Genomic DNA, 20,888 nt, shown 5'->3' with positions numbered 1-20,888 from the left:
CCTTCAGTCGCTGCGGTCGTCGACCAGCGGGTGCTCGTCGACGAAGGTGCGGGTCTCGACGTACATGCGCTGGATGAACTCCTCGAGCTGGCTGCTCTCGACCCGCCACTGGCCACGGCCACCGATCTTGATGGCGGGCAGCTCGCCACGGCGGACGAGGGCGTAGACCTGCGCGCTGGAGGTGTTCAACACCTCGGCCACATCGGCGAGGGTGAGGAAGCGGGGGGCTTCGGACATGGCCCCATCGTGCCAGCCCCGCCTGAAGGTCCCTGGCCGCCGTCAGGGGGCATGTGGACAGCCAGCCGGCCGACCGCCGCGGAGCGGCCAGGATGGGCGGGTGGACACCTCTCTCGGGACCGGTCGGAACAACGACGTCGCGGCGGCGACCCGCGTGCGCACGCCCGGCTGGCGCGACCCGCGCCTCTGGGTGGGTGTCGCGATCGTCGCAGTCTCGGTGGTGGCGGGCGTCCGGGTGGTGGGCGCCGCGGACGACTCGGTGTCCGTCTGGGCGCTGAGCGAGGACCTCGCGGTGGGGGCGACGGTCGAGCCCGAGGCCCTCGAGGTGCGTGCGGTGCGGTTCGGCGACGAGGACGACCTGGCGCTCTACCTGCGGGCGGACCAGGCGTTGCCCGCGGACCGCACGCTCCTGCGCGGGCTGGGGGCCGGCGAGCTGCTCCCCGTGACCGCGCTGGGGCCGGCCGCGGGCTCGGGCGTGGTTCAGGTGCCGATCCGGGTGGGCGCCGAGGGAGTCCCGCCCAGCGTCGAGGTCGGGAGCCGGGTGGACGTCTACGCCAGCGACGAGACCGAGTCCGAGCGGCCGGCGCGACTGCTGCTCACCGACGTGGCGGTGACCGCGGCCCCCCGGGTGGCCGAGACGCTCGGGTCCAGTGGCGAGCGCCAGCTGGTGCTGGGGGTGCGGGTGGACGATGCCGCCCTGTCCCGGTTGATCGCCGCGTCGAGCGCGGGGTCCCTCACGGTGGTCGGGCGGGGGTGAGCCCGATGGTCAGCCCGCCTGTGTGCGTGCTCGTGGTGGCGTCCGGTGCGGCCTGGGAGTCACGCGCGCTGGCCGCGCTCGGCGCCCGTCCCGGCGTCGTCGTCCTCAAGCGCTGCGTCGACGTGGAGGACCTCCTGGCCGCCGCGACCGCCGGTCAGGCGCACGTCGCGGTCGTCGCCCTGGACGCGCCCGGGCTCGACACCGCGGCGGTGGAGCACCTCCGACGCCAGCACGTCCGGCCCGTGGTGATCGTCGCCGGCGCGGCCGCGACCCACGACCAGGCCCGGTTGCGGGCCCACCGGATCGGCGTGACCGCCGTGGTGGCGGAGTCCGAGCTCGACTCCCTCGGCGCGGTCGTCGCGGACTCCACCCCGGACCAGGCTCCGCGCCCGGTGGAGCAGACGCCGGTCGGCGAGCCGGCGCCTGAGGTCCGGGACCCCGGCCGCGTCGTGGTCGTGTGGGGCCCGCAGGGTGCGCCGGGGCGTACGACGGTCGCGACCGGGCTCGCCGCTGCGCTGGCCGCCCGCGGAGAGGACACCGCCCTCGTCGACGCCGACCCCTACGGCGGGGCGCTGGCGCAGCACCTCGGCGTGCTCGACGAGGTCTCGGGGCTCCTGGCTGCCGCGCGTCTCTCTGCGGCCGGAACGCTCGCCGAGCGATGGCCGCGCGTGCTCCGTGCGGTGGGCCCGCACCTGTCGGTGGTGACGGGCCTGCCGCGTCCGGACCGCTGGGTGGAGGTGCGCTCGGGCGCGGTGGAGCACCTCGTCGAGACCCTCCGCGCGCACGGCCACGTGGTCGTCGACACCGGTTTCTGCCTCGAGGAGGACCCTGCTGGTGACGTCGGCGGCAGGCCGTCGCGCAACGCCATGACCCTCGGGTCGCTCGGCGTCGCCGACGAGGTCGTCGTGGTCGCGACTCCTGACCCGGTCGGGCTGACCCGCTTGGCCAGAGGCCTGGTGGACCTCCGCGAGGTCGTCCCGGCGACACCGGTGCGGCTGGTCGTGAACCAGCACCGGTCCAGCCTGGGATGGTCGGAGCGTGAGGTGCGCGACATGGTCGGGGGCTTCGCCCGGGTGGCAGGGGTGCACTTCCTCCCCGACGACCGGGTCGCCGTCGACCGCGCCCTGGTCGCGGGTCGCACGCTCGTCGAGTCCGGTGACTCCGCGCTCGGCCGTGCCGTCGAGGACGTCGCTGCCGCCCTGGTCCCGGCCTCGGGGACCGCGCCCCGTCGCGGGGTCAGGCGGCGAAGAGGAGGTAGAGCCCGCCGGCCGTGAAGACGATCATCGCGACGAGCATCGAGAGCTGCCCGGTGACCTGGTGTCGCTTCGGCAGCAGCCGGATCGCCCGGTCGTGGGCGGCGACGACCCCCAGGATGTGACCGACCACGACCGCGACGACCTTCGTCGTGGCGAGCAGCGTGGGGTGGTAGGACAGCCAGAAGTTGACCTTCCAGTCCCCGGTGCCCAGCAGGTTGCTGCCGTCGCCCATCGGGTCGCTCATCTTGATGATCGTGTCCTGGCCGGTCTCGACGAGATAGCTCAGGTAGTGAGCCACGACGTAGCCGACGATGATCGGCACCACCGAGTGGGCGAAGAGGTCCGGCAGCGCCCGGCGGCTCTGCTCGGGACCGACCCCCGTCAGCATGCTGCCGGCCGCGAGGATCAGTCCCACACCCACGCAGAAGCCCAGCAGGGCCGCGTGGTTGAGCAGCTGGGCGTACTCGAGGTGGTCGTTGGTGAGACGTACCCAGGGCTGGGAGTCCTGGAAGGAGTCGTACGCCGTGCTCCCGAACAGCACCGCCACCACCGCGACGAGGCCAGGGCGGACCACCACCGTGTCGAGGTTGGCCAGCGGGCTGCGGACGACCAGCAGGTCTCCGCGGCGTCCCCAGACCGACAGCTTGGAGGACAGCGTGGAGTAGACCTCGAACGGGTCGCCGCGCTCGTAGAAGTCGTCGCCCCACAACGCTCCGCCGAGCAGCATCGCGGCGACGTACACCGCGCACCAGAGCCGGACGGGACCCAGCTCGGTCGAGTGCGGGTACACCAGCTCGAGCCAGACGAAGGCCAGCAGTCCCACGGCGGCCGGCCAGTAGCCGAGCCGTCGGGGGTACTCCCACAGCCCCCGCGAGGCGTCGCCACCCGTGAGCCGGGCGAAGAGGAGGTTGATGGTGCGGACCGGGCTGACGGCCTTCCACACCGGGCCCAGCAGCACAGAGGCCGGCACCAGCCCCACCCAGAGCAGGACATAGAACATGCCGAAGAACGGGTTGGTCAGCAGGTCCTCGCCGAAGACCGCGACCCACGCGGTGTAGACGAAGAGCAGCATGCCGACCGCCCGCAGCGCGACCCGGAACGCCGTGGAGTCGACGACGCCCGCCAGCCACGCCGGCGCGGGCCGGCCGCTGGTCGCGGCGTCGTACCTGGGCTCGCGCCACGCGACCACGAGCACCGTGAAGGACACGGTGAGCGCCGCCACCGCGCCGGCGATGGCCAGCTCGGTGGGGAGGGGAAGGTCCTTCGCGCCCCCGATCCCGTGCGCGAGGACCCAGTGGTCGGAGTAGCGGCCGGGCACGTTCACGCGCGGCTGGTCAGCGGATCTCGAGCTGCGCGACCAGCATCTCGGGCTCGTGCAGCTCCACCTCGACGATGCCCGGCTGGTCGATCACGATGTCGTAGGACGACGTGCCGGGCTCGAAGTCGATGGACTGCTCGGGCGTGGAGTGGAAGTGCAGCTCGCCGGCGGCGTCGGCGTCGATGTCGAAGGTGATCGGCTCGCCGGCGTCGGCCATGATGCGGTCGCCGTTGGGCGTGATCTGGCCGTCCTTGAAGATGACCTGCACGACGGTGCCGCTCGGTGCCGAGTCCGACTCCGACTCCGACGGGCTGGGCTCGTCGGTGCCGGCGGAGTCCGTGGGCGTCTCGCTCATGGACGCGGAAGGTGTCGGGTCGTCCCCGGCCGTGTCGTCCCCGTCACCGTCGCCACAGCCGGCCGCCAGACCCAGCACCATCAGGAGCAGCGGGACGACGGCCCACCTGCCCAACGAGCTCGAGCCCGACCGGCTCGGGCGAAACCGACGCGGGGACGTGGCGTGACGCATGAGTAACCTCTCCCTTGCTGTACTCGAGGGGGCCGGGATCCGGCGATCCACGATCCCAGACCGACCTGAGTGTTGACTTAAGGGGGTTGCACCCGCGTGTCCGACCGGTTGCGAGCCCGCGACCTCGCCCTACTCGCGATCGAGTCACCGTCGGCGCCCCTGCACAACGCGACCGTCGAGATCTTCGACCCCGAGGACTCCGGCTTCGACCACGCGGACCTGGTCGGGCTGATCGCCGACCGCATCGCGTTCGTGCCGCGCTACCGGCAGCGGCTCCAGGCCGTCCCCGGCCACCTGGCCAACCCCGTGTGGGTCGACGACCCGGGGTTCGACCTCGCCTACCACGTACGCCGCTCGGGGCTGCCCCGCCCCGGCACCCTCGACCAGCTCCGCGACCTCGTCGCCCGCATCGTGTCGCAGCCTCTCGACCGGAGCCGTCCCCTGTGGGAGGTCTACTTCATCGAAGGTCTCGAGAAGGGCGGCTTCGCGCTCCTGTCGAAGTCGCACCAGATCCTCGTCGACGGTGTCGAGACCGTCGATCTCGGCCAGGTGCTCCTCGACGTCAGCCCCGAGCCGAAGGTGCTCGCCCACGACGAGTGGCGGCCGCGCAGCCGGCCCACCGCCGCCGCACTGGTCGCCGACGCCGTCCAGGAGTCCCTCCAGCATCCCTCGACCGTGATCGAGACCGCGCAGAGCACCGCGGAGGCGGCCCTGCGTGCGGGCAGCGCGAGCGTGCGGCGCCTCGCCGAGGTGGGCGCGGCGCTGACGAGCCGACGACCTGTCCGGGACTCACCGGTCACCGGCCCGCTCTCGAGGCAACGCAGGTTCGTCGCCGTCCGCACCGACCTCGCCGTCTACCGGCGGATCCGCAACGCGCACGGCGGTTCGGTCAACGACGTCATCCTGGCGACCATCGCCGGCGGGCTGCGTGGCTGGCTGCTGACCCGGTCGGAGTCGATGTCGGGACTGCGCCGTCTCAAGGCGGTCGTGCCGATGTCGGTCATCGACGACGAGCTCGAAGCGACCTCGCTCGGCACCCAGGTGGCTCCGCACTTCGTCGACCTGCCCATCGGCGAGGCGAGCCCGGTCGTCCGGCTCCACCAGGTGACCTACTCCTTCAAGGCGCACCGCGAGACCGGCCGCGCGGTCGCCGCCAACCGGCTGGCCGGCATCGCCGGCTTCGCCCCCACCACCTTCCACGCGCTCGGGTCGCGGGTCGCAGCAGGGGAGCTGCACAAGGGCTTCCACCTCAGCGTCACCAACGTCCCCGGCCCGCAGTTCCCCCTCTACGCCGCCGGTGCGCGGATGGTGGCGACGTACCCGGTCCACCCCCTCCTGCCCGGCCACGCCCTGGCGATCGGGGTGACGTCCTACGACGGCGGGGTCTTCTACGGGCTCACCGCCGACCGCGACCTGCTCCCCGACGTCGACACGCTCGGCGAGACCCTGGTCGAGGCGCTCGACGAGCTCGACGAGACCACCGGTGACGCGCGCCCCCGAGCCCCGCGCGGACGCCGGCGCGGCACCGCGCGGCCCAAGGGCGACCCTGGCCGGAGCCGGTCGTGACCGCACGCATCTACGTGCCCACCGACCTCGACGGCCTCGCCCTGCTCGTGGACGAGCAGCTGCTGCCACCGTCGCCCGAAGCCGTCGTCGCCCCCGACGACGACGAGGAGACCGAGTACGCCGCCCTGATGACCGCCGCCGCCTCCTGCCCGGATCCGTCCCGCAGGGTGGTGGTCGTCGCCGAGGTCGCGGACCCCGACGGCCCCGTGCGGCTCGACCAGGTGGTGGCCGTCCACGCGGACGCTGCCGCCCGCGCGCCGGGTGCGGATCCCGACGACGATCTCTCGTGGTTTGCGATCCCGGAGATCGCTCTCTTGCTCGGTCGTTGATCCCCTGCGGGTCCGCGCGTGAGAGGAGCACGCACAGGCCGGGCACGGCGAGACGTTCGTCGGCGGCCGCCGGGTAGCCGCCAGCGGCGGTCTCGCCGAGCTGACCTGGCGCGTTGCCCCACCCCGCGGGACCCGTGAGCCGGCCGCCCGTGTTGGTCCTCGGCGTTTGCGCGAAGCCGGGTTCCGGACCACCAAGGCCCCGCGCGCTGTGGATGGGCCTGGCCCCCTCTTCGTGAGGGACGAGCGAAGAGGGTGGTTTGCGCGCGGGGCCTTGGTGGGCCGGAGCCCGGCGCACAGCGCACTGCCGAGGACCCCAGAAGACCACCCGACCCGACGGAAAACGCAAAGCCCCCCGCAGGGGATCCATGCGAGCCGAGGGCAACTACAGTCGCCCGCATGGATGCAGTCACCACCCCTCCGACCCCGATCAACGAGCCCAACCTGACGTACGCGCCCGGCACGCCCGAGCGGGCGGCGCTGCAGGCAGAGCTGGATCGCCTGGAGCGCAAGCAGCACCCGATGCGGGCCTACATCAACGGGCGTCGCCGCAACGGCGGGGGAGCGGAGATCAAGGTCGTGCAGCCGCACGACCACCAGCACGTGCTGGGCGTCATGAAGAACTCGACGACCAGGGACGCCGAGGCGGCGGTCAAGGCGGCGCTCGACGCGGCCCCGATGTGGCGGGCCATGCCGTTCGACGACAAGTGCGCGATCATCCTCAAGGCCGCTGACCTGCTGGCCGGTCCGTGGCGGCAGACGCTCAACGCCGCGACCATGCTCGGCCAGTCCAAGACGGCGTTCCAGGCGGAGATCGACGCCGCGTGCGAGCTGATCGACTTCTGGCGCTTCAACGTCCACTACGCCAAGCAGATCCACGCCGACCAGCCGATCGCCAACAGTCCCGGCGTGTGGAACCGCACGGACCACCGGCCGCTCGAAGGCTTCGTCTACGCCATCACGCCGTTCAACTTCACCGCGATCGCGGGCAACCTGCCGACCGCGCCGGCGCTGATGGGCAACACGGTGGTCTGGAAGCCGTCGCCCACCCAGCAGCTGGCGGCGTCGCTGACGATGGACCTCCTGGAGGAGGCCGGGATGCCGCCGGGCGTGATCAACATGCTGCCCGGTGACGGGCTCGACGTCTCCAAGGTCGCGCTGACTCACCCGGACCTGGCCGGCATCCACTTCACCGGCTCGACGCCGACCTTCCAGCACCTGTGGCGCACGGTCGGCGAGAACATCGCGTCGTACCGCTCCTACCCGCGCATCGTGGGCGAGACCGGCGGCAAGGACTTCGTCCTCGCGCACCCGTCCGCCGACCCGGACGTGGTGCGCGTGGCGCTGATCCGGGGCGCGTTCGAGTTCCAGGGCCAGAAGTGCTCGGCGGCCTCGCGGGCGTACGTCGCGCGGTCGGTGTGGGACAAGATGCGTGACTCCTTCCTCCACGAGGTCGAGAACATCACCATGGGCGACGTCACCGACTTCTCGAACTTCATGGGTGCGGTGATCGACGACCGCGCGTTCGCCAAGCACAAGGCGGCGCTGGCCCGCGTGGCACGCAACAAGCACCTCACCACCCTGGTTGGGGGGAAGGCCGACGACTCGGTCGGCTACTTCGTCCGGCCCACCGTGGTGCAGTCGACGGACCCGACCGACCAGATGTTCTCCACGGAGTACTTCGGGCCGATCCTGGCCGTGCACGTCTACCCGGACGCGCAGTACGAGCGAGTGCTCAAGCAGATGGAGTCCTTCGCGCCGTACGCCTTGACCGGCGCGATCATCGCCCAGGACCGTCGCGCGATCGCCGACGCCCGGCGTGACCTGCGGTTCGCGGCTGGCAACTTCTACATCAACGACAAGCCCACGGGGGCGGTCGTCGGCCAGCAGCCTTTCGGCGGGGCCCGCGCATCGGGCACCAACGACAAGGCCGGCGCCGCGATCAACCTGCTGCGCTGGACCTCGCCGCGCTCGATCAAGGAGACGTTCGTCCCGGCGAAGGACTACCGCTACCCCTTCATGGGATGACGCTCGCCGGGATCGTCCCGCTGCACTTCGGCGCGCTGCACCCCTTCGAGCAGGCCCTGACGCTCACGCTGGCCTTCGGGCCGTTCGTGGTGCTCGGTGCCGTGATCTGGTGGCGCAAGCGTCAGGACCGGGCTGAGAGGTAGCCCCGGCCCGTCGCGTTCTCGATCTTGAGGGCGGTCACCAACAGGTCGCCCACGAGCTTCTCGATCTTGCCGCCGACCAGCGGGACGCCCACCCGGATGTCGAGGACGACCTCCTCGGTGGTGGTGCCGCCGCTCTCACGCAGGGTGATCGAGCCGCTCATCTCGCCGGGCCTGCCGGGGATGGAGACGGCGACGTCGGCGGAGTCGACCGAGGTCCACTGCTCGACCTGCACGATGTTGATCTCGTCGCCGACGAACTTCTGCGCGAACGAAGGTACGCCGGCCGTCGACTGCACCTCGTCGATCTCGACGTACATCCCGGTGCCGGCGCCGGTGACCGTCACCTTGTGGCGCACCATGCCGGTCGCCTCGCACACCTGCTCGCGGAACTCCGGGTCGGCCAACATCGCGGCGACGTCGTTCAGCGACGCGTCGTACGTCAGGGTGTGCCGGATCCGGGTGCTCATGGGGCCATCATGCCCTTGTCCGTGCCGGGGCCCGGCAGTCGCGACACCCGTCTGCTGGTTGCTCCCAGGCCGACGCACTAACTTGGGCCCTGTGACCTCCACCCTCGAGGACAACAAGGCCGACCTGCTGACGAAGGCGTCCGATCTTGCCGCGCGCTCCCGCGGCACCGGCGGGCCGCCGGCCGAGTCCGCGGCGGGGCTGCTCAGGGCCTACTTCCGCCACGTCGCGCCCGAGGACGTCGTGGACCGCAGCGACGTCGACCTCTACGGCGCGCTCGCGAGCCACTTCAAGCTGGCCCACAGCAGGCCCCAGGGCACCGCGCGGGTGCGGGTGTTCACCCCGACCGTGCCGGAGCACGGCTGGTCGGCCGTCGCCCACTCCGTCGTCGAGATCGTGACCGACGACATGCCGTTCCTGGTCGACTCGACCACGATGGCGCTGGCCGAGGACGGCCGGACCGTGCACGTGGTCATCCACCCGCTCTTCGAGGTCGTGCGCGACGTGGCGGGCGACCTGCGCGAGGTCCGCGTCGGCGAGGAGGGGCGCAGCGCGCTCACCAACGACCACGAGAGCACCGGACAGCTTGACCAGGGCGGTCTCGAGACGGTCCAGGAGTCGTGGATGCACGTCGAGATCGACCGCGTCACCGACGAAGACGAGCTCGCCGCCATCGAGGCCCGGCTGCAGCGGGTGCTCCGCGACGTCCGCGACGCCGTCGAGGACTGGCCGCGCATGCAGGCCAAGCTCGCCGAGATCGTCGAGGAGCTCGAGGCCGACCCGCCGCAGCTCCAGGACCCGACCGAGGTGGCCCGCGGCACCGGCTTCCTGCGGTGGCTGTGCGACGACCACTTCGCCTTCCTCGGCTATCGCGAGTACAGCCTGGAGGAGGACGGCGACGAGCTCGCCCTCAGCGCCATCCCGGCCACGGGGCTGGGCATCCTGCGCGGCGACCAGCTGCAGTCGACGGCGTTCCAGAAGCTGCCGGAGGCGGTGCGCGTCCGGGCCCGGGAGCCCCGGCTGCTCGTGCTGGCCAAGGCGAACTCCAAGGCGACGGTGCACCGCCAGGCGTACCTCGACTACGTCGGCGTGAAGAAGTTCGACGAGGACGGCCTCGTGGTGGGGGAGCGCCGGTTCCTCGGCCTGTTCTCCTCGGCGACGTACACCGAGTCGGTGCTGCGCGTCCCCATGCTCCGGGAGAAGGTCGACCAGGTGTTGGAGCGGTGCGGCATCGAGCCGCGCAGCCACACCGGCAAGCAGCTGCTCAACGTCCTCGAGAACTATCCCCGCGACGAGCTCTTCCTCACCCCGATCGAGGAGCTGATCCCGATCGCGGAGGCGGTGATGCTCACCCGTGAGCGGCGCCACCTGCGGCTCTTCGTGCGCCGCGACACCTACCGACGCTACGTGTCGTGCCTGGTCTACCTCCCTCGCGACCGCTACAACACCGCGGTTCGCGAGCGGATGGCGACGATCCTGGCCGACGCACTGGGTGGCGGGAACGTCGAGTTCACCGTGCGTCTCAACGAGGCCTACATGGCCCAGGTCCACTTCGTGGTCCGGCCCCCCGAGGGCGAGCTGATCTCCGAGATCGACACCCAGGACCTGGAGCGCCGGCTGACCGAGGCGGCCCGTTCCTACCGCGACGACCTGTCCTCGGCGATCACGGCGGACTTCGGCGAGGAGCGGGGCGCCCGTCTCGCGAAGATCTACCTCGACGCGTTCCCGGAGGCCTACAAGGAGGACTTCAGCGCGCGCACGGCGTCGGTCGACCTCGGCCGCATCGAGGCGCTGCAGCTCGGGCCCGACGGCAACGGCATCGACCTGTCCCTCTACGAGCGGGTCGACGCCGGGCGGGGCGAGGCCCGTCTCAAGGTCTACCGCGTCGGGTCGCCGCTCTCGCTCTCCGAGGTGCTGCCGATGCTCTCGTCGATGGGTGTGGAGGTCATCGACGAGCGGCCCTACGAGCTCCAGCTCGACAGGCCGACCTACATCTACGAGTTCGGCCTCCGCTTCACCAGTCGCACCCACGTGGGCCAGACCCCCACGCACAGCAGGGAGCGGTTCCAGGACGCCCTGCGTGCGGTCTGGGAAGGCCGCAACGAGACCGACGGCTTCAACGCGCTCGTCCTGGGCGCCGGACTGACCTGGCGTCAGGCGACGGTCCTGCGTGCCTACGCGAAGTACATGAAGCAGGGCAACACGCCGTTCGCCCTCGACTACATCGAGGACGCGCTGCGTTCCAACGTCGACATCACCCGGCTGCTCGTCCAGCTGTTCGAGGCGCGCTTCGACCCCGGTCGCGACAACCTCGCGGCCGATGCGGAGGCCAGGACCGCGCGGGTGCAGGAGGTCGTCGACCGGATCGGGCGTGCGCTCGACGACGTGGCCTCCCTGGACCACGACCGGATCCTGCGCTCCTACCTGACGTTGATCCGCGCGACGCTGCGCACCAACTACTTCCAAGCCGCGCCCGACGGCGGAGTCCGGTCGGCCATCTCGTTCAAGCTCGACCCGTCCGCGATCCCGGAGCTGCCCGAGCCGCGGCCGAAGTTCGAGATCTTCGTCTACTCCCCGCGCGTCGAGGGCGTCCACCTGAGGTTCGGCGCCGTCGCGCGAGGTGGGCTGCGCTGGTCCGACCGCCGCGACGACTTCCGCACCGAGGTGCTCGGTCTGGTCAAGGCGCAGATGGTCAAGAACACCGTCATCGTGCCGGTCGGGGCGAAGGGCGGGTTCTTCTGCAAGCAGCTCCCCGACCCGTCCGACCGTGACGCGTGGATGGCCGAGGGCATCGCCTGCTACAAGACCTTCATCTCAGGGCTGCTGGACATCACCGACAACCTCGTCGGCGGCGAGACGGTGCCGCCGCGCGACGTCGTACGCCACGACGGCGACGACTCTTACCTCGTCGTGGCGGCCGACAAGGGCACGGCGACGTTCTCCGACATCGCCAACGGGGTGGCCAAGGACTACGGCTTCTGGCTCGGCGACGCGTTCGCCTCGGGCGGCTCGGTCGGCTACGACCACAAGGCCATGGGCATCACCGCCCGCGGCGCGTGGGTCTCGGTGCAGCGGCACTTCCGCGAGCGCGGCATCGACTGTCAGGAGACCGACTTCACCGCGGTCGGCATCGGCGACATGTCCGGCGACGTCTTCGGCAACGGCATGCTCTGCTCCGAGCACACCCGTCTCGTGGCCGCGTTCGACCATCGCGACATCTTCCTCGACCCCGACCCCGACGCCGCGACTTCGTACGCCGAGCGCAAGCGCTTGTTCGGCCTGCCCCGCTCGTCGTGGCAGGACTACGACCGCGACCTCATCTCCGAAGGGGGCGGCGTCTACGCGCGCTCGGCCAAGTCGATCCCGCTCAACGCGAAGGTCCGCGCGGCGCTCGGGATCGCCGGCGACGTGGCGGCGACGACCCCGGCGGAGCTGATGAAGGCGATCCTGCTCGCGCCGGTCGACCTCCTCTGGAACGGCGGCATCGGCACCTACGTCAAGGCCTCGCACGAGACCCACGCCGACGCCGGCGACAAGGCCAACGACGCGATCCGGGTCGACGGCGAGGACCTGCGTTGCCACTGCGTCGGGGAGGGCGGCAACCTCGGTCTCACCCAGCTCGGGCGCATCGAGTATGCCCGCCGGGGGCGAGGCGGCGAGGGCGGCCGGATCAACACCGACTTCATCGACAACTCCGCCGGGGTCGACACGTCCGACCACGAGGTCAACATCAAGATCCTGCTCGACCGCGTGGTGGCGGCCGGTGACCTCACCGAGAAGCAGCGCAACGCGCTCCTGGCGAAGATGACAGACGAGGTCGCGGCGCTGGTGCTGCGCGACAACTACGAGCAGAACCTCGCGCTGGCCAACGCGGACGCCAACGCGACGGGTCTCCTCCACGTGCACGAGTCGTGGATGAAGAAGCTCGAGGGCGACGGCGTCCTCAACCGCGAGCTCGAAGGACTGCCCAGCACCCGTGAGGTGCGCCGGCGGCTCGACCGGGGCGAGGGGCTCAGCCTGCCGGAGCTGTCGGTGCTGCTGGCCTGGACCAAGATCGTCCTGGCGGAGGAGCTGGTCGCCTCCGACCTGCCCGACGACCCCTACCTGCACCTCGACCTGATGGCCTACTTCCCCACGCCCGTCCGCGAGGGCTTCGAGACGCAGATCGGGGAGCACCCGCTGCGGCGCGAGATCATCGTGACCCAGGTCGTCAACGACCTGGTCAACGGCGCGGGCATGACCTTCTGGCCGCGCCTGGCGGGGGAGACGGGGGCGTCGGCGGCCGAGCTGACCAACGCCAACTTCGTGGCGCGCGAGATCTTCGGTTCGCTGGCGTTGCGTCAGGAGCTGAACGCCCTCGACAACAAGCTGGACGCCGCCCTGCAGACGCGGATGCGCACGGAGATGCGCACCCTCGTCGAGCGCTGCTCGCGCTGGCTGGTCACCAACAGGCGCCCACCTCTGGACAGCCAGGCCACCGTCGACTTCTTCCGCGACCGGGTCCAAGAGGTGATGGCGCAGCTGCCCGACCTGATGTCGGGCAGCGAGCTCGCGTCATTCGTCTCGCGCCGCGACGCGCTGGTGGACGCCGGGGTCCCGGAGGACCTGGCCGCTCGGGTGGCGGTGCTGCACCCGGCGTACAACCTGCTCAACGTGGTCGAGGTCGCGGACCGGATGGGCGTGGACGCCGCCGAGGTGGCGCGCGTGCACTTCGCGCTGGGCGAGCGGCTCGGCCTGCCTGCCCTCGTGTCGCGGATCTTCGCGCTTCCCCGCGACGACCGGTGGCAGACGATGGCGCGGGCGACCCTGCGCGACGACCTCTACACCGTGCACGCCCAGCTGACCCAGCAGGTGCTGCAGACGACCTCGCCCGACGACCCCGCTCCCCAACGGATCGCGGAGTGGGAGGACGACGACCAAGTGGTGGTGTCGCGCGCGGTGGCGACGCTCCAGGAGATCTGCCGCGACGAGACCGCCGATCTGGCCCGGATGTCGGTCGGGCTGCGGCTGGTCCGCGGCCTGCTGGCGGGCTAGACCCCGCATGGACAGCTCCCCGGTCGCGTCGACCGCTGCGGGCGTCGCCGCCGAGGACATCACCGCGTCGGCGGCGCTCGAGCGCTGCCTGGGCGCCTACGCCCGGGACAACGCCGAGCTCAACGCGATCACCGTGCTGCTCGCCGACGCCGCCCGCGTCGAAGCGTCCCAGCGGGACCTCGTGGTGGCCGCGCGCAAGCCGCTCGGACCGCTGCACGGCGTACCCATCGCCATCAAGGAGGAGATCGCCGTCGCCGGGACGGTGACGACGTTCGGAGGGCTGGGCAACGTGACGCCCGCCGCTGCGGACGCCGAGGTCGTGCGACGGTTGCGCGCGGCAGGTGCGGTGATCGTCGGCAAGACCAACATGCCGGAGTTCGGCAGCGTGCCCTTCGGTGACTCCGACGCGCACGGCTCGACGCGCAACCCGTGGGACCCGGCCCGCTCGCCCGGCGGGTCCAGCGCGGGCAGTGCGGTGGCGGTCGCGACGGGGATGGCCGCGGCGGCGATGGGAGGCGACGGTGGCGGCTCGATCCGGGTGCCGGCGTCGTACGTCGGCCTCTTCGGTCTCAAGCCCCAGCGCGGCCGGGTCACGACCGCACCCGACCCGCACCTGTGGTGGGCACTGGGGACCGCCGGCCCACTGACCCGGTCGGTGCTGGACAGCGCGCTGGTCTACGACGTGGTGCGCGGCGCCGCCGACACGGACCTCTTCCGCGCCGGCGAGGTCGGCTCCTTCGTCGAGGCCGCTCGGCGTGAGCCGGGGCGGCTGCGCATCGGCTGGTCGACGAAGCCCGTCACCCGCGGCGTCACGTGCGATCCCGCACACGTGCGTGCCGTGGAGGAGACGGCGCGGCTGCTGGTCGACCTCGGTCACGACGTGCGCGAGGTCGACCCGCGCTACCCCGATCCGTCCGCTGCCTTCGTGCCGCAGCTCTTCGCGAGCATCCGAGCCGAGACGGACGCGCTCGAGCACCCTGAGCGGCTCTCCGTGCGCAACCGGAGTGCCAACACCTGGGGCTTCTGGGTGACCCCCCGCGTGCGCGACTGGGGGATCCGCCAGGGCGAGAAGGTGGCCCGCAAGGCCAACCGCGTCTTCGAGCAGGTCGACGTTCTCATGACACCGGTGACGGCCAACCGACCGCCTGCGGTCGGCGCCTTCATCGGCAAGGGCGTGATCCGTGCCTCCCTGGGATCGATGCCGACCGTCGCCTACGCCGCCCTCTGGAACGTCGCGGGCAACCCCGCCGCATCGGTGCCGGCCGGCTTCGCGGACGACGGGCTGCCCACCGCGGTCCAGCTCGTCGGGCCCACCGACGGCGAAGAGGTGCTGCTGTCGCTGTCGGCGCAGATCGAGGCGGCGCGGCCCTGGCCCTTCCCGCGATAGCCCCTCCCGAGATGGCCCGTCCCGAGATAGCCGGTCTGAGTCAGGTAGTCCGAGGGACCCATCGGGCCTGACTTAGGTCGGTCCCTCTAGGTTGGCTGGTCGTGGGAGCCATCGAGGTCGCCGGACTGACCAAGTCGTACGGCGAGACCAAGGCGGTCGACGCGGTCGGCTTCGAGGTGGCCGAGGGCGAGTTCTTCGGGATCCTCGGCCCCAACGGCGCGGGCAAGACGACCACGCTCGAGATGATCGAGGGGCTGCGCCGCCCGGACGCCGGTGAGGTCCGCGTCCTGGGCGAGCAGCCGTGGCCGCGCAACCCGGCGCTGCTGCCGCGGATGGGAGTGCAGCTCCAGGCGTCGTCGTTCTTCGAGCGGCTGACGGCGCGCGAGCAGCTCGCGACCTTCGGTGCGTTGTACGGCGTGAGGCCGGCCAAGGTCGACGAGTGGATCGAGCGGGTCGGCCTGGTCGACAAGGCCTCCACGCGGGTGGAGGCGCTGTCGGGAGGCCAGATGCAGAGGCTCTCCATCGCCTGCGCGCTGGTGCACGAGCCGGACATCGTGTTCCTGGACGAGCCGACGGCCGCGCTCGACCCGCAGGCCCGCCGCAACCTCTGGGACCTCCTCGACGGGCTCAACGACTCCGGGCGGACCGTCGTCCTCACCACGCACTACATGGACGAGGCGGAGGCTCTCTGCGACCGGGTCGCGATCATGGACCAGGGCAGGATCCTGCAGCTCGACTCGCCCGCGGCGCTGGTCCGCGGGCTCGACGCGGCGACGCGGATCACGGTCCTGCCCGAGTCGATGCCGCGCGAGGACGCCGAGCGGCTCGACGGCGTCGAGTCGGTGGAGCAGACGACGGACGGCCTGGTCCTGGCCACGCGCGCACCCGCGGCGGTGCTGACCGAGCTCGCGGCTCGAGGTGCCCTGGACGGCGTACGCGTGCATGCGGGCACGCTGGAGGACGTCTTCCTCGCCACGACCGGGCGGGAGTACCGGGCGTGAGGGCGGGGCGGGTGGGCTCGGGCGGGGCCTTCGCCAGCCTGTCGCTGGCGATCATGCGCGGGTTCGTGCGCGACAAGGCCTCGGTGTTCTTCGCACTCATCTTCCCGCTGATGTTCCTGGTGCTCTTCGGCGGCATCTTCAGCGACCAGGACCAGTCGAGGATCGAGATGATCCAGGTCGGTGACGTCAGCCTCGTCGACGAAATGCCGGCGGAGGCCAAGACCGCCTTCGACGAGACCTTCGAGATCACCGAGGAGTCCGACCTCGACGCGGCGCTCGAGCAGGTGCGCAAGGGCGACGCCGACGTGGCCATCGAGGAGCAGCGCGGGGAGATCGTCGCCCACTACACGCAGGCCGAGCAGGTCAAGGCCGCGATCGTGCAAGGGACGCTGCGTGCCTTCGTCGACGGCACCAACGTCGCATTGAGCGGGGCGCCGCCGGCGTACACGCTGAAGACCGAACGCGTCGAGGACGACTCCCTGAGCACGATCCAGTTCGTCACGCCGGGCCTGCTCGGCTGGGCGATCGCGATGAGCGCGTCCTTCGGCGCGGCCGCGACGCTGAACGGCTGGCGCAGCTCCAAGCTGCTGCGCCGCCTCCAGCTCGCACCCGTGTCGACGGGCACTGTGGTGGCGGCGCGGGTCTCGGTGACCATCGGGATCGCGTTGGTGCAGATGGCGATCTTCCTGGGTCTCGGCGCGGCGGCGTTCGGGCTGCAGCTCACCGGTGCGTGGCCGGTCGCCATCCCGCTCCTGGTCGTCGGCACGCTGTGCTTCATGGCGATCGGCCTGCTGTCGGGCGCGGTCGCCAAGACCACCGAGGGGGCGGTCAACATGGCCAACTTCCTGGTGCTGCCGATGGCGTTCCTGAGCGGGTCGTTCTTCCCGCTCGACGCGGCACCGGCGTGGCTCCAGACGGTCTCGCACCTCCTGCCCCTGCGCTGGCTCAACGAGGGCATGCTCGACGTGATGGTCCGCGGCGAGCCCTGGACCGCGGCGCTCGTGCCGATGGGCATCCTCGCGGCGTTCGCGGTGGTGGTGACCGGCCTCGCGGCGAAGCTGTTCCGCTGGGAGACGGCGTGACAGGTGGTCGCGCAGCGAGCCAGGCGAGCGGACAGTCGGGACCCTCGAGCGCAGGTGCGCCCTAGAGGCAGCGGCCGCCGACGTCGGCGAAGCGGTCGTCGCACGGCTTGAGCGGCTCGCCGGCCGCGGCCGCCGCCGCGACCTCCTCGACCGCCTGAAGGACGAGGTCCTGGGCGGATTCGTGCAGCTCGTGCGACCCGCCGACGGCGCGCACGTGCACGGCGTCGGTGGACGACCCAGCGAGGCGATCGTGGTAGGCGTCCCACAGCGTCGCCAGCCGCCGGGGCAGCCGGTCCTGGGTCAGCACGATGACGGGGAGGTCGCCGAGGTCGATCTCCGAGAGCTGCGCGACCGTCTTGCGGGTGTCGACGTCGCGGCCGCCGTCCACCCAGGCGATGTCACCCCACTCCGGGTCCTCGAGCTGCTCGGGGACCGACGAGTCCTCGAGCACCAGCCCGGCGGTCACGTCGGCATGCCTGGTGGCGAAGGCCTGCGCGACCATGCCGCCGTACGACCAGCCCACGACGACGTACGGTGCCTGCTCGCCCGCGGCTGCCAGAGCCTCGACCAGCGCGTCGGCCGAGCTGCCCGGCCAGGGGGCGGGATCGGTGACGGCCAGAGGCGGGCTCGCCCCGACGCCCGCCCGGTCGTAGGTGCACACGCGCATGGACGTGGGGATCCGCTCGACGAGGCCGGCGAAGGCGTCGCCGCTGGTGTCCAGCCCGGCCTCGAAGACGACCGTCGGCGCGCCGTCGCCGTGGCACTCGAGGGCCAGGGACGCAGCCCTGGTCGGGGACGGCTCCAGGGATGACTCCGGGGATGACTCCGGCGATGAGTCCGGGGATGACTCCGGGGATGACTCCGGCGATGAGTCCGCTGAGTCCGTCGATGCCGTGGGCTCCGGCGAGGCAGCCGGGTCGCCACCGCCGCATCCGGCGAGCGCCACCACCAGGCCACCGAGGGCCAACGCCGGGCCGCGGGGTCGGAGCAGCATTCCCCGAGTGTGGACCGCGCGGATCACGGCCGGGTCGCGGCCGGGTCACGGCCGTTGAGACCGCTCGTCGGACACCGCGTGCGGGCCTAGACGAGCGAGACGAAGGCCACGACGCCCGAGATCACGACGAGCACCCGTAGCAGCGTCTCGGGGAGCCGGCGCCCCACCCGCGCGCCGACGTAGCCGCCGACGACCCCGCCCGACCAGAGCAGTCCGATGACGTGCCAGTCGAGCTCGCCCGCCACCACGAAGACGATCCCGGCGACGACGCTGCAGACCAGGATCGACAGGGTCTTGAGGGCGGTCGCGAGGCGGAGGTCGAGGTCGAGCCCGATCGCCATGACCGCGATCATCATCACGCCTGCTCCGGCGCCGAAGTACCCGGCGTACACACCCGTGAGCGTCGACCAGGCAGCCGTCGCGGGGGTGAGCACCTTGTCGGGTGAGTCGTCCCTCTGCCGGTCGAGCCAGCGCGCCAGGAGCGGCTGCCCGCCGACCGCGAGGCAGGCCAGCAGGATCAGCCACGGCACGACGGCCTCGAAGACGCCGGGCGGCATGGTCAGCAGGAGCGCGGCGCCGGCCACCGCCCCGATCGAGCAGGTGCCGAGGACCGCCAGGGTGACGCGCGGGTGCTCGCGCAGCTCCTCGCGGTAGCCGAACGACCCGCTCAGTCCGGCCGGGGCCAGCCCGACGGTGTTGGACGCGTTGGCGACCACCGGCGGCAGGCCGATCGCGAGCAGCACCGGAAAGCTGATCAGGCTCGCGACACCGACGGTCGAGACGACGATCCCGGAGCCGAGCCCGGCGGCGAGCACCGCCAACGTCTCGCCCCAGGTCACGGGGCCACACCTTAGGCGTCCCTGGACCGGCGACACCGCCTAGGCTGCGCGGGTGCTGCTCTCCGAGGAGGTCGCCGACGCGCTGGCCGACGGCCGGCCGGTCGTCGCGCTCGAGTCCACGATCATCAGCCATGGCCTGCCCCGCCCACGCAACCTGGAGGCGGCGCGCGACTTCGAGTCCCTCGTGCGGGACGCCGGCGCCACCCCGGCCACGATCGCCGTCCTGGACGGCGTGCCGCGTGTCGGCCTCGACGACGCCGGCGTCGAGCGCATCGCGCTGGAGGACATGGCCAAGGCGAGCATCCGCGACCTCCCCGTCCTGGCGGCCCGCGGGGGGAGCGCGGCGACGACCGTCGCGTCGACCGTGCACCTCGCCGCCCGGGCGGGGGTGCGGGTGTTCGCCACCGGCGGCCTCGGTGGCGTGCACCGGGGAGCGGCGACGACGTACGACGAGTCGGCCGACCTCGGGGCGCTCGCGACCCACCCGGTCGCCGTGGTGTCGGCCGGCGTCAAGAGCGTCCTCGACGTCGCCGCGACCCTCGAGCGGCTGGAGACGTTGAGCGTGCCGGTGGTCGGCTACGGCACCGAGGTGTTCCCGAGCTTCTGGCTGCGCGAGTCGGCGTACGCGCTCGACTGGCGCGTCGACACCGCCGAGCAGGTCGCCGCGATCCTGCGCGCTCAGGACGAGGCCCGGGCGGCAGGGGCAGCAGCGAGCGGGCTGGTCGTCGCCAACCCGGTGCCCGCTGACGAGCAGTGGGACCCGTCCGAGCACGACCGCGTGCTCGGCGAGGCGCTCGACGCGGCCCAGGCGGCCGGGCTGCGCGGCAAGGCGGTGACACCGTTCCTGCTGTCGTTCATCGTCGACGCGTCCGGCGGACGGTCGCTGGAGGTCAACCTGGCGCTCGCGCGGAACAACGTCCGCGTGGCCACCGAGATCGCGACGGCGTACGCCGCGTCGAGCCGATGACCACGCGATGAAGGGTCGCGTGGTGGTCGTGGGCGACCTGATCGACGACGTGATCGTCCGTCCGCACGGGCCGATCAACGTCGACACCGACACGCCCAGCACGATCGAGCGGAGCGGCGGCGGCTCGGCGGCCAACACGGCCTGCTGGCTGGCGGCGTCGGGTGCTGACGTCGCCTTCGTGGGCACCGTCCACCACGACGACGTCGCGCATCATCGGGCGGTGCTGGCCGCTGCCGGCGTGGACGCGGCCCTGCACGGCAGCGACCTGCCGACCGGCGCGATCGTGGTGATCTCCGACGGCTCGGTGCGCACCATGCTCACCAGCAGGGGAGCCAACGTCGAGACGGGGCCGGAGTCGGTGTCGGACGACCTGCTCTCCGGGGCTGAGCGCCTCCACCTGACCGGGCACCCCCTCATGAGCCCGTCCGTCGAGAGCACTCCTCGCGACACCGAGTGGCACGCGCTGCTCGACCGGGCAGCCGCCTTCGGGGTCGTGCGGTCGGTGGACCCCGGGTCGGCGCAGCTGCTGGCGACGTACGGTCCGGCTCGCTTCCGCCGGCTCGTCGAAGGCGTCGAGCTGCTGCTGCCCAACCTGGACGAGGCGGTGCTCCTGACCGGCGAGGCGGATCCGGAGCGGGCGGCGCGCGCCCTGGCCCTCGACCACGACCTCGTCGTCATCACGCTCGGGCCGGCAGGCGCGCTCGCCTGCTCGGGGGACGCCGTGGTCACCGCGTCCGCCGTACCCGCTCCGCCGCCCGGACCCGTCGACGTCACCGGCGCCGGCGACGCCTTCGCCGCGGGACTGCTCGGCGCCCTCGCCGGAGGTCTCGATCTCCCGGACGCGATGGCGGCGGCCAACTCGCTGGCCAGCCGCGCGGTGGCGACCGTGGGCGCACGGCCGCGCTGAACCTCCCGGGGAAGCTGTCACTTCGTGGCGGAAGCATCCGCCTGGAACGTCCGGC

Annotated in this window: 18 protein-coding genes; 12 read left to right on the top strand and 6 right to left on the bottom strand. The window is 72.0% G+C overall.

Features of this window, described 5'->3' with window-relative positions; genetic code table 11:
• Positions 1-3: 3 nt before the first annotated feature.
• Positions 4-237, bottom strand: coding sequence for a helix-turn-helix domain-containing protein (locus tag ABD295_RS06570; protein WP_344302874.1), 234 nt, complete (start codon positions 235-237; stop codon positions 4-6).
• 100 nt (positions 238-337) lie between these two features.
• On the opposite strand from ABD295_RS06570, the gene ABD295_RS06565 reads away from it, so the two are divergent.
• Positions 338-994, top strand: coding sequence for a CpaB family protein (locus ABD295_RS06565; RefSeq protein ID WP_344302873.1), 657 nt, complete (start codon positions 338-340; stop codon positions 992-994).
• 5 nt (positions 995-999) lie between these two features.
• On the top strand, positions 1,000-2,268 hold the full coding sequence (locus ABD295_RS06560; RefSeq protein ID WP_344302872.1) for a CpaE/TadZ family protein: 1,269 nt from the start codon (positions 1,000-1,002) through the stop codon (positions 2,266-2,268).
• Here ABD295_RS06560 and ABD295_RS06555 read toward each other — a convergent pair.
• A complete protein-coding gene (locus ABD295_RS06555) occupies positions 2,231-3,574 on the bottom strand; it encodes a hypothetical protein (protein WP_344302871.1) in 1,344 nt (447 codons plus the stop codon). The genes ABD295_RS06560 and ABD295_RS06555 overlap by 38 nt on opposite strands.
• A gap of 10 nt (positions 3,575-3,584) precedes the next feature.
• Positions 3,585-3,923: a hypothetical protein gene (locus ABD295_RS06550; protein ID WP_344302870.1), complete on the bottom strand. Its 339-nt coding sequence runs from the start codon at positions 3,921-3,923 to the stop codon at positions 3,585-3,587.
• Positions 3,924-4,190: 267 nt separating this feature from the next.
• Here ABD295_RS06550 and ABD295_RS06545 point away from each other — a divergent pair, with 267 nt between their 5' ends.
• The 4 genes from ABD295_RS06545 to ABD295_RS06530 all read left to right on the top strand — a co-directional run bounded on the left by ABD295_RS06545 (position 4,191) and on the right by ABD295_RS06530 (position 8,157).
• Positions 4,191-5,660, top strand: a complete 1,470-nt coding sequence (locus ABD295_RS06545) for a WS/DGAT/MGAT family O-acyltransferase (protein ID WP_344302869.1) — start codon at positions 4,191-4,193, stop codon at positions 5,658-5,660.
• Complete coding sequence (locus ABD295_RS06540; protein WP_344302868.1) at positions 5,657-5,989, top strand: DUF6912 family protein; 333 nt, start codon at positions 5,657-5,659, stop codon at positions 5,987-5,989. Before ABD295_RS06545 ends, ABD295_RS06540 begins: the two co-directional genes overlap by 4 nt.
• A 396-nt stretch (positions 5,990-6,385) precedes the next feature.
• Positions 6,386-8,014 carry an L-glutamate gamma-semialdehyde dehydrogenase gene (gene pruA, locus ABD295_RS06535; protein ID WP_344302867.1) on the top strand — a complete coding sequence of 543 codons (1,629 nt, stop codon included), beginning with the start codon at positions 6,386-6,388 and terminating at the stop codon, positions 8,012-8,014.
• Complete coding sequence (locus ABD295_RS06530; protein ID WP_344302866.1) at positions 8,011-8,157, top strand: hypothetical protein; 147 nt, start codon at positions 8,011-8,013, stop codon at positions 8,155-8,157. Before pruA ends, ABD295_RS06530 begins: the two co-directional genes overlap by 4 nt.
• Here ABD295_RS06530 and ABD295_RS06525 read toward each other — a convergent pair.
• Entirely contained in the window at positions 8,136-8,624 is a 489-nt protein-coding gene (locus ABD295_RS06525; RefSeq protein ID WP_344302865.1) for a DUF2505 domain-containing protein, read from the bottom strand. The two genes, ABD295_RS06530 and ABD295_RS06525, sit on opposite strands and share 22 nt — an antisense overlap.
• A gap of 91 nt (positions 8,625-8,715) precedes the next feature.
• Between ABD295_RS06525 and ABD295_RS06520 the strand changes: the two genes are divergently transcribed.
• The 4 genes from ABD295_RS06520 (at position 8,716) to ABD295_RS06505 (ending at position 17,126) form a co-directional block, all read left to right on the top strand.
• A complete protein-coding gene (locus ABD295_RS06520; protein ID WP_344302864.1) occupies positions 8,716-13,656 on the top strand; it encodes an NAD-glutamate dehydrogenase in 4,941 nt (1,646 codons plus the stop codon).
• 7 nt (positions 13,657-13,663) lie between these two features.
• Positions 13,664-15,043 carry an amidase gene (locus ABD295_RS06515; protein ID WP_344302863.1) on the top strand — a complete coding sequence of 460 codons (1,380 nt, stop codon included), beginning with the start codon at positions 13,664-13,666 and terminating at the stop codon, positions 15,041-15,043.
• Between the two features lie 101 nt (positions 15,044-15,144).
• Entirely contained in the window at positions 15,145-16,044 is a 900-nt protein-coding gene (locus tag ABD295_RS06510; protein WP_344302862.1) for an ABC transporter ATP-binding protein, read from the top strand.
• Positions 16,045-16,055: 11 nt separating this feature from the next.
• Positions 16,056-17,126 carry an ABC transporter permease gene (locus ABD295_RS06505; RefSeq protein ID WP_344302861.1) on the top strand — a complete coding sequence of 357 codons (1,071 nt, stop codon included), beginning with the start codon at positions 16,056-16,058 and terminating at the stop codon, positions 17,124-17,126.
• A gap of 61 nt (positions 17,127-17,187) precedes the next feature.
• On the opposite strand, the gene ABD295_RS06500 is transcribed toward ABD295_RS06505, so the two are convergent.
• Complete coding sequence (locus ABD295_RS06500; RefSeq protein ID WP_344302860.1) at positions 17,188-18,120, bottom strand: alpha/beta fold hydrolase; 933 nt, start codon at positions 18,118-18,120, stop codon at positions 17,188-17,190.
• A gap of 86 nt (positions 18,121-18,206) precedes the next feature.
• Positions 18,207-18,959 carry a sulfite exporter TauE/SafE family protein gene (locus tag ABD295_RS06495; RefSeq protein ID WP_344302859.1) on the bottom strand — a complete coding sequence of 251 codons (753 nt, stop codon included), beginning with the start codon at positions 18,957-18,959 and terminating at the stop codon, positions 18,207-18,209.
• Positions 18,960-19,011: 52 nt separating this feature from the next.
• Between ABD295_RS06495 and ABD295_RS06490 the strand changes: the two genes are divergently transcribed.
• Positions 19,012-19,926 carry a pseudouridine-5'-phosphate glycosidase gene (locus ABD295_RS06490; RefSeq protein ID WP_344302858.1) on the top strand — a complete coding sequence of 305 codons (915 nt, stop codon included), beginning with the start codon at positions 19,012-19,014 and terminating at the stop codon, positions 19,924-19,926.
• Positions 19,927-19,933: 7 nt separating this feature from the next.
• Positions 19,934-20,833, top strand: coding sequence for a carbohydrate kinase family protein (locus ABD295_RS06485; protein ID WP_344302857.1), 900 nt, complete (start codon positions 19,934-19,936; stop codon positions 20,831-20,833).
• Positions 20,834-20,888 lie beyond the last annotated feature (55 nt).

Origin of the sequence: Nocardioides bigeumensis (genome assembly GCF_039531755.1) — a bacterium.
In the GTDB taxonomy this organism is placed as follows: Bacteria; Actinomycetota; Actinomycetes; order Propionibacteriales; family Nocardioidaceae; genus Nocardioides; species Nocardioides bigeumensis.
Note: the sequence above shows the minus strand (reverse complement) of the source record. Positions and strands in the feature narration are given on the sequence as shown.

Bases quoted from the DNA above. Each gene is read 5' to 3' on its own strand.
- ABD295_RS06570 (WP_344302874.1), bottom strand. From the start codon at position 237: ATGTCCGAAGCCCCCCGCTTCCTCACCCTCGCCGATGTGGCCGAGGTG.
- ABD295_RS06560 (WP_344302872.1), top strand. From the start codon at position 1,000: ATGGTCAGCCCGCCTGTGTGCGTGCTCGTGGTGGCGTCCGGTGCGGCC.
- ABD295_RS06550 (WP_344302870.1), bottom strand. From the start codon at position 3,923: ATGAGCGAGACGCCCACGGACTCCGCCGGCACCGACGAGCCCAGCCCG.
- pruA (WP_344302867.1), top strand. From the start codon at position 6,386: ATGGATGCAGTCACCACCCCTCCGACCCCGATCAACGAGCCCAACCTG.
- ABD295_RS06530 (WP_344302866.1), top strand. From the start codon at position 8,011: ATGACGCTCGCCGGGATCGTCCCGCTGCACTTCGGCGCGCTGCACCCC.
- ABD295_RS06525 (WP_344302865.1), bottom strand. From the start codon at position 8,624: ATGAGCACCCGGATCCGGCACACCCTGACGTACGACGCGTCGCTGAAC.
- ABD295_RS06515 (WP_344302863.1), top strand. From the start codon at position 13,664: ATGGACAGCTCCCCGGTCGCGTCGACCGCTGCGGGCGTCGCCGCCGAG.
- ABD295_RS06500 (WP_344302860.1), bottom strand. From the start codon at position 18,120: ATGCTGCTCCGACCCCGCGGCCCGGCGTTGGCCCTCGGTGGCCTGGTG.
- ABD295_RS06485 (WP_344302857.1), top strand. From the start codon at position 19,934: ATGAAGGGTCGCGTGGTGGTCGTGGGCGACCTGATCGACGACGTGATC.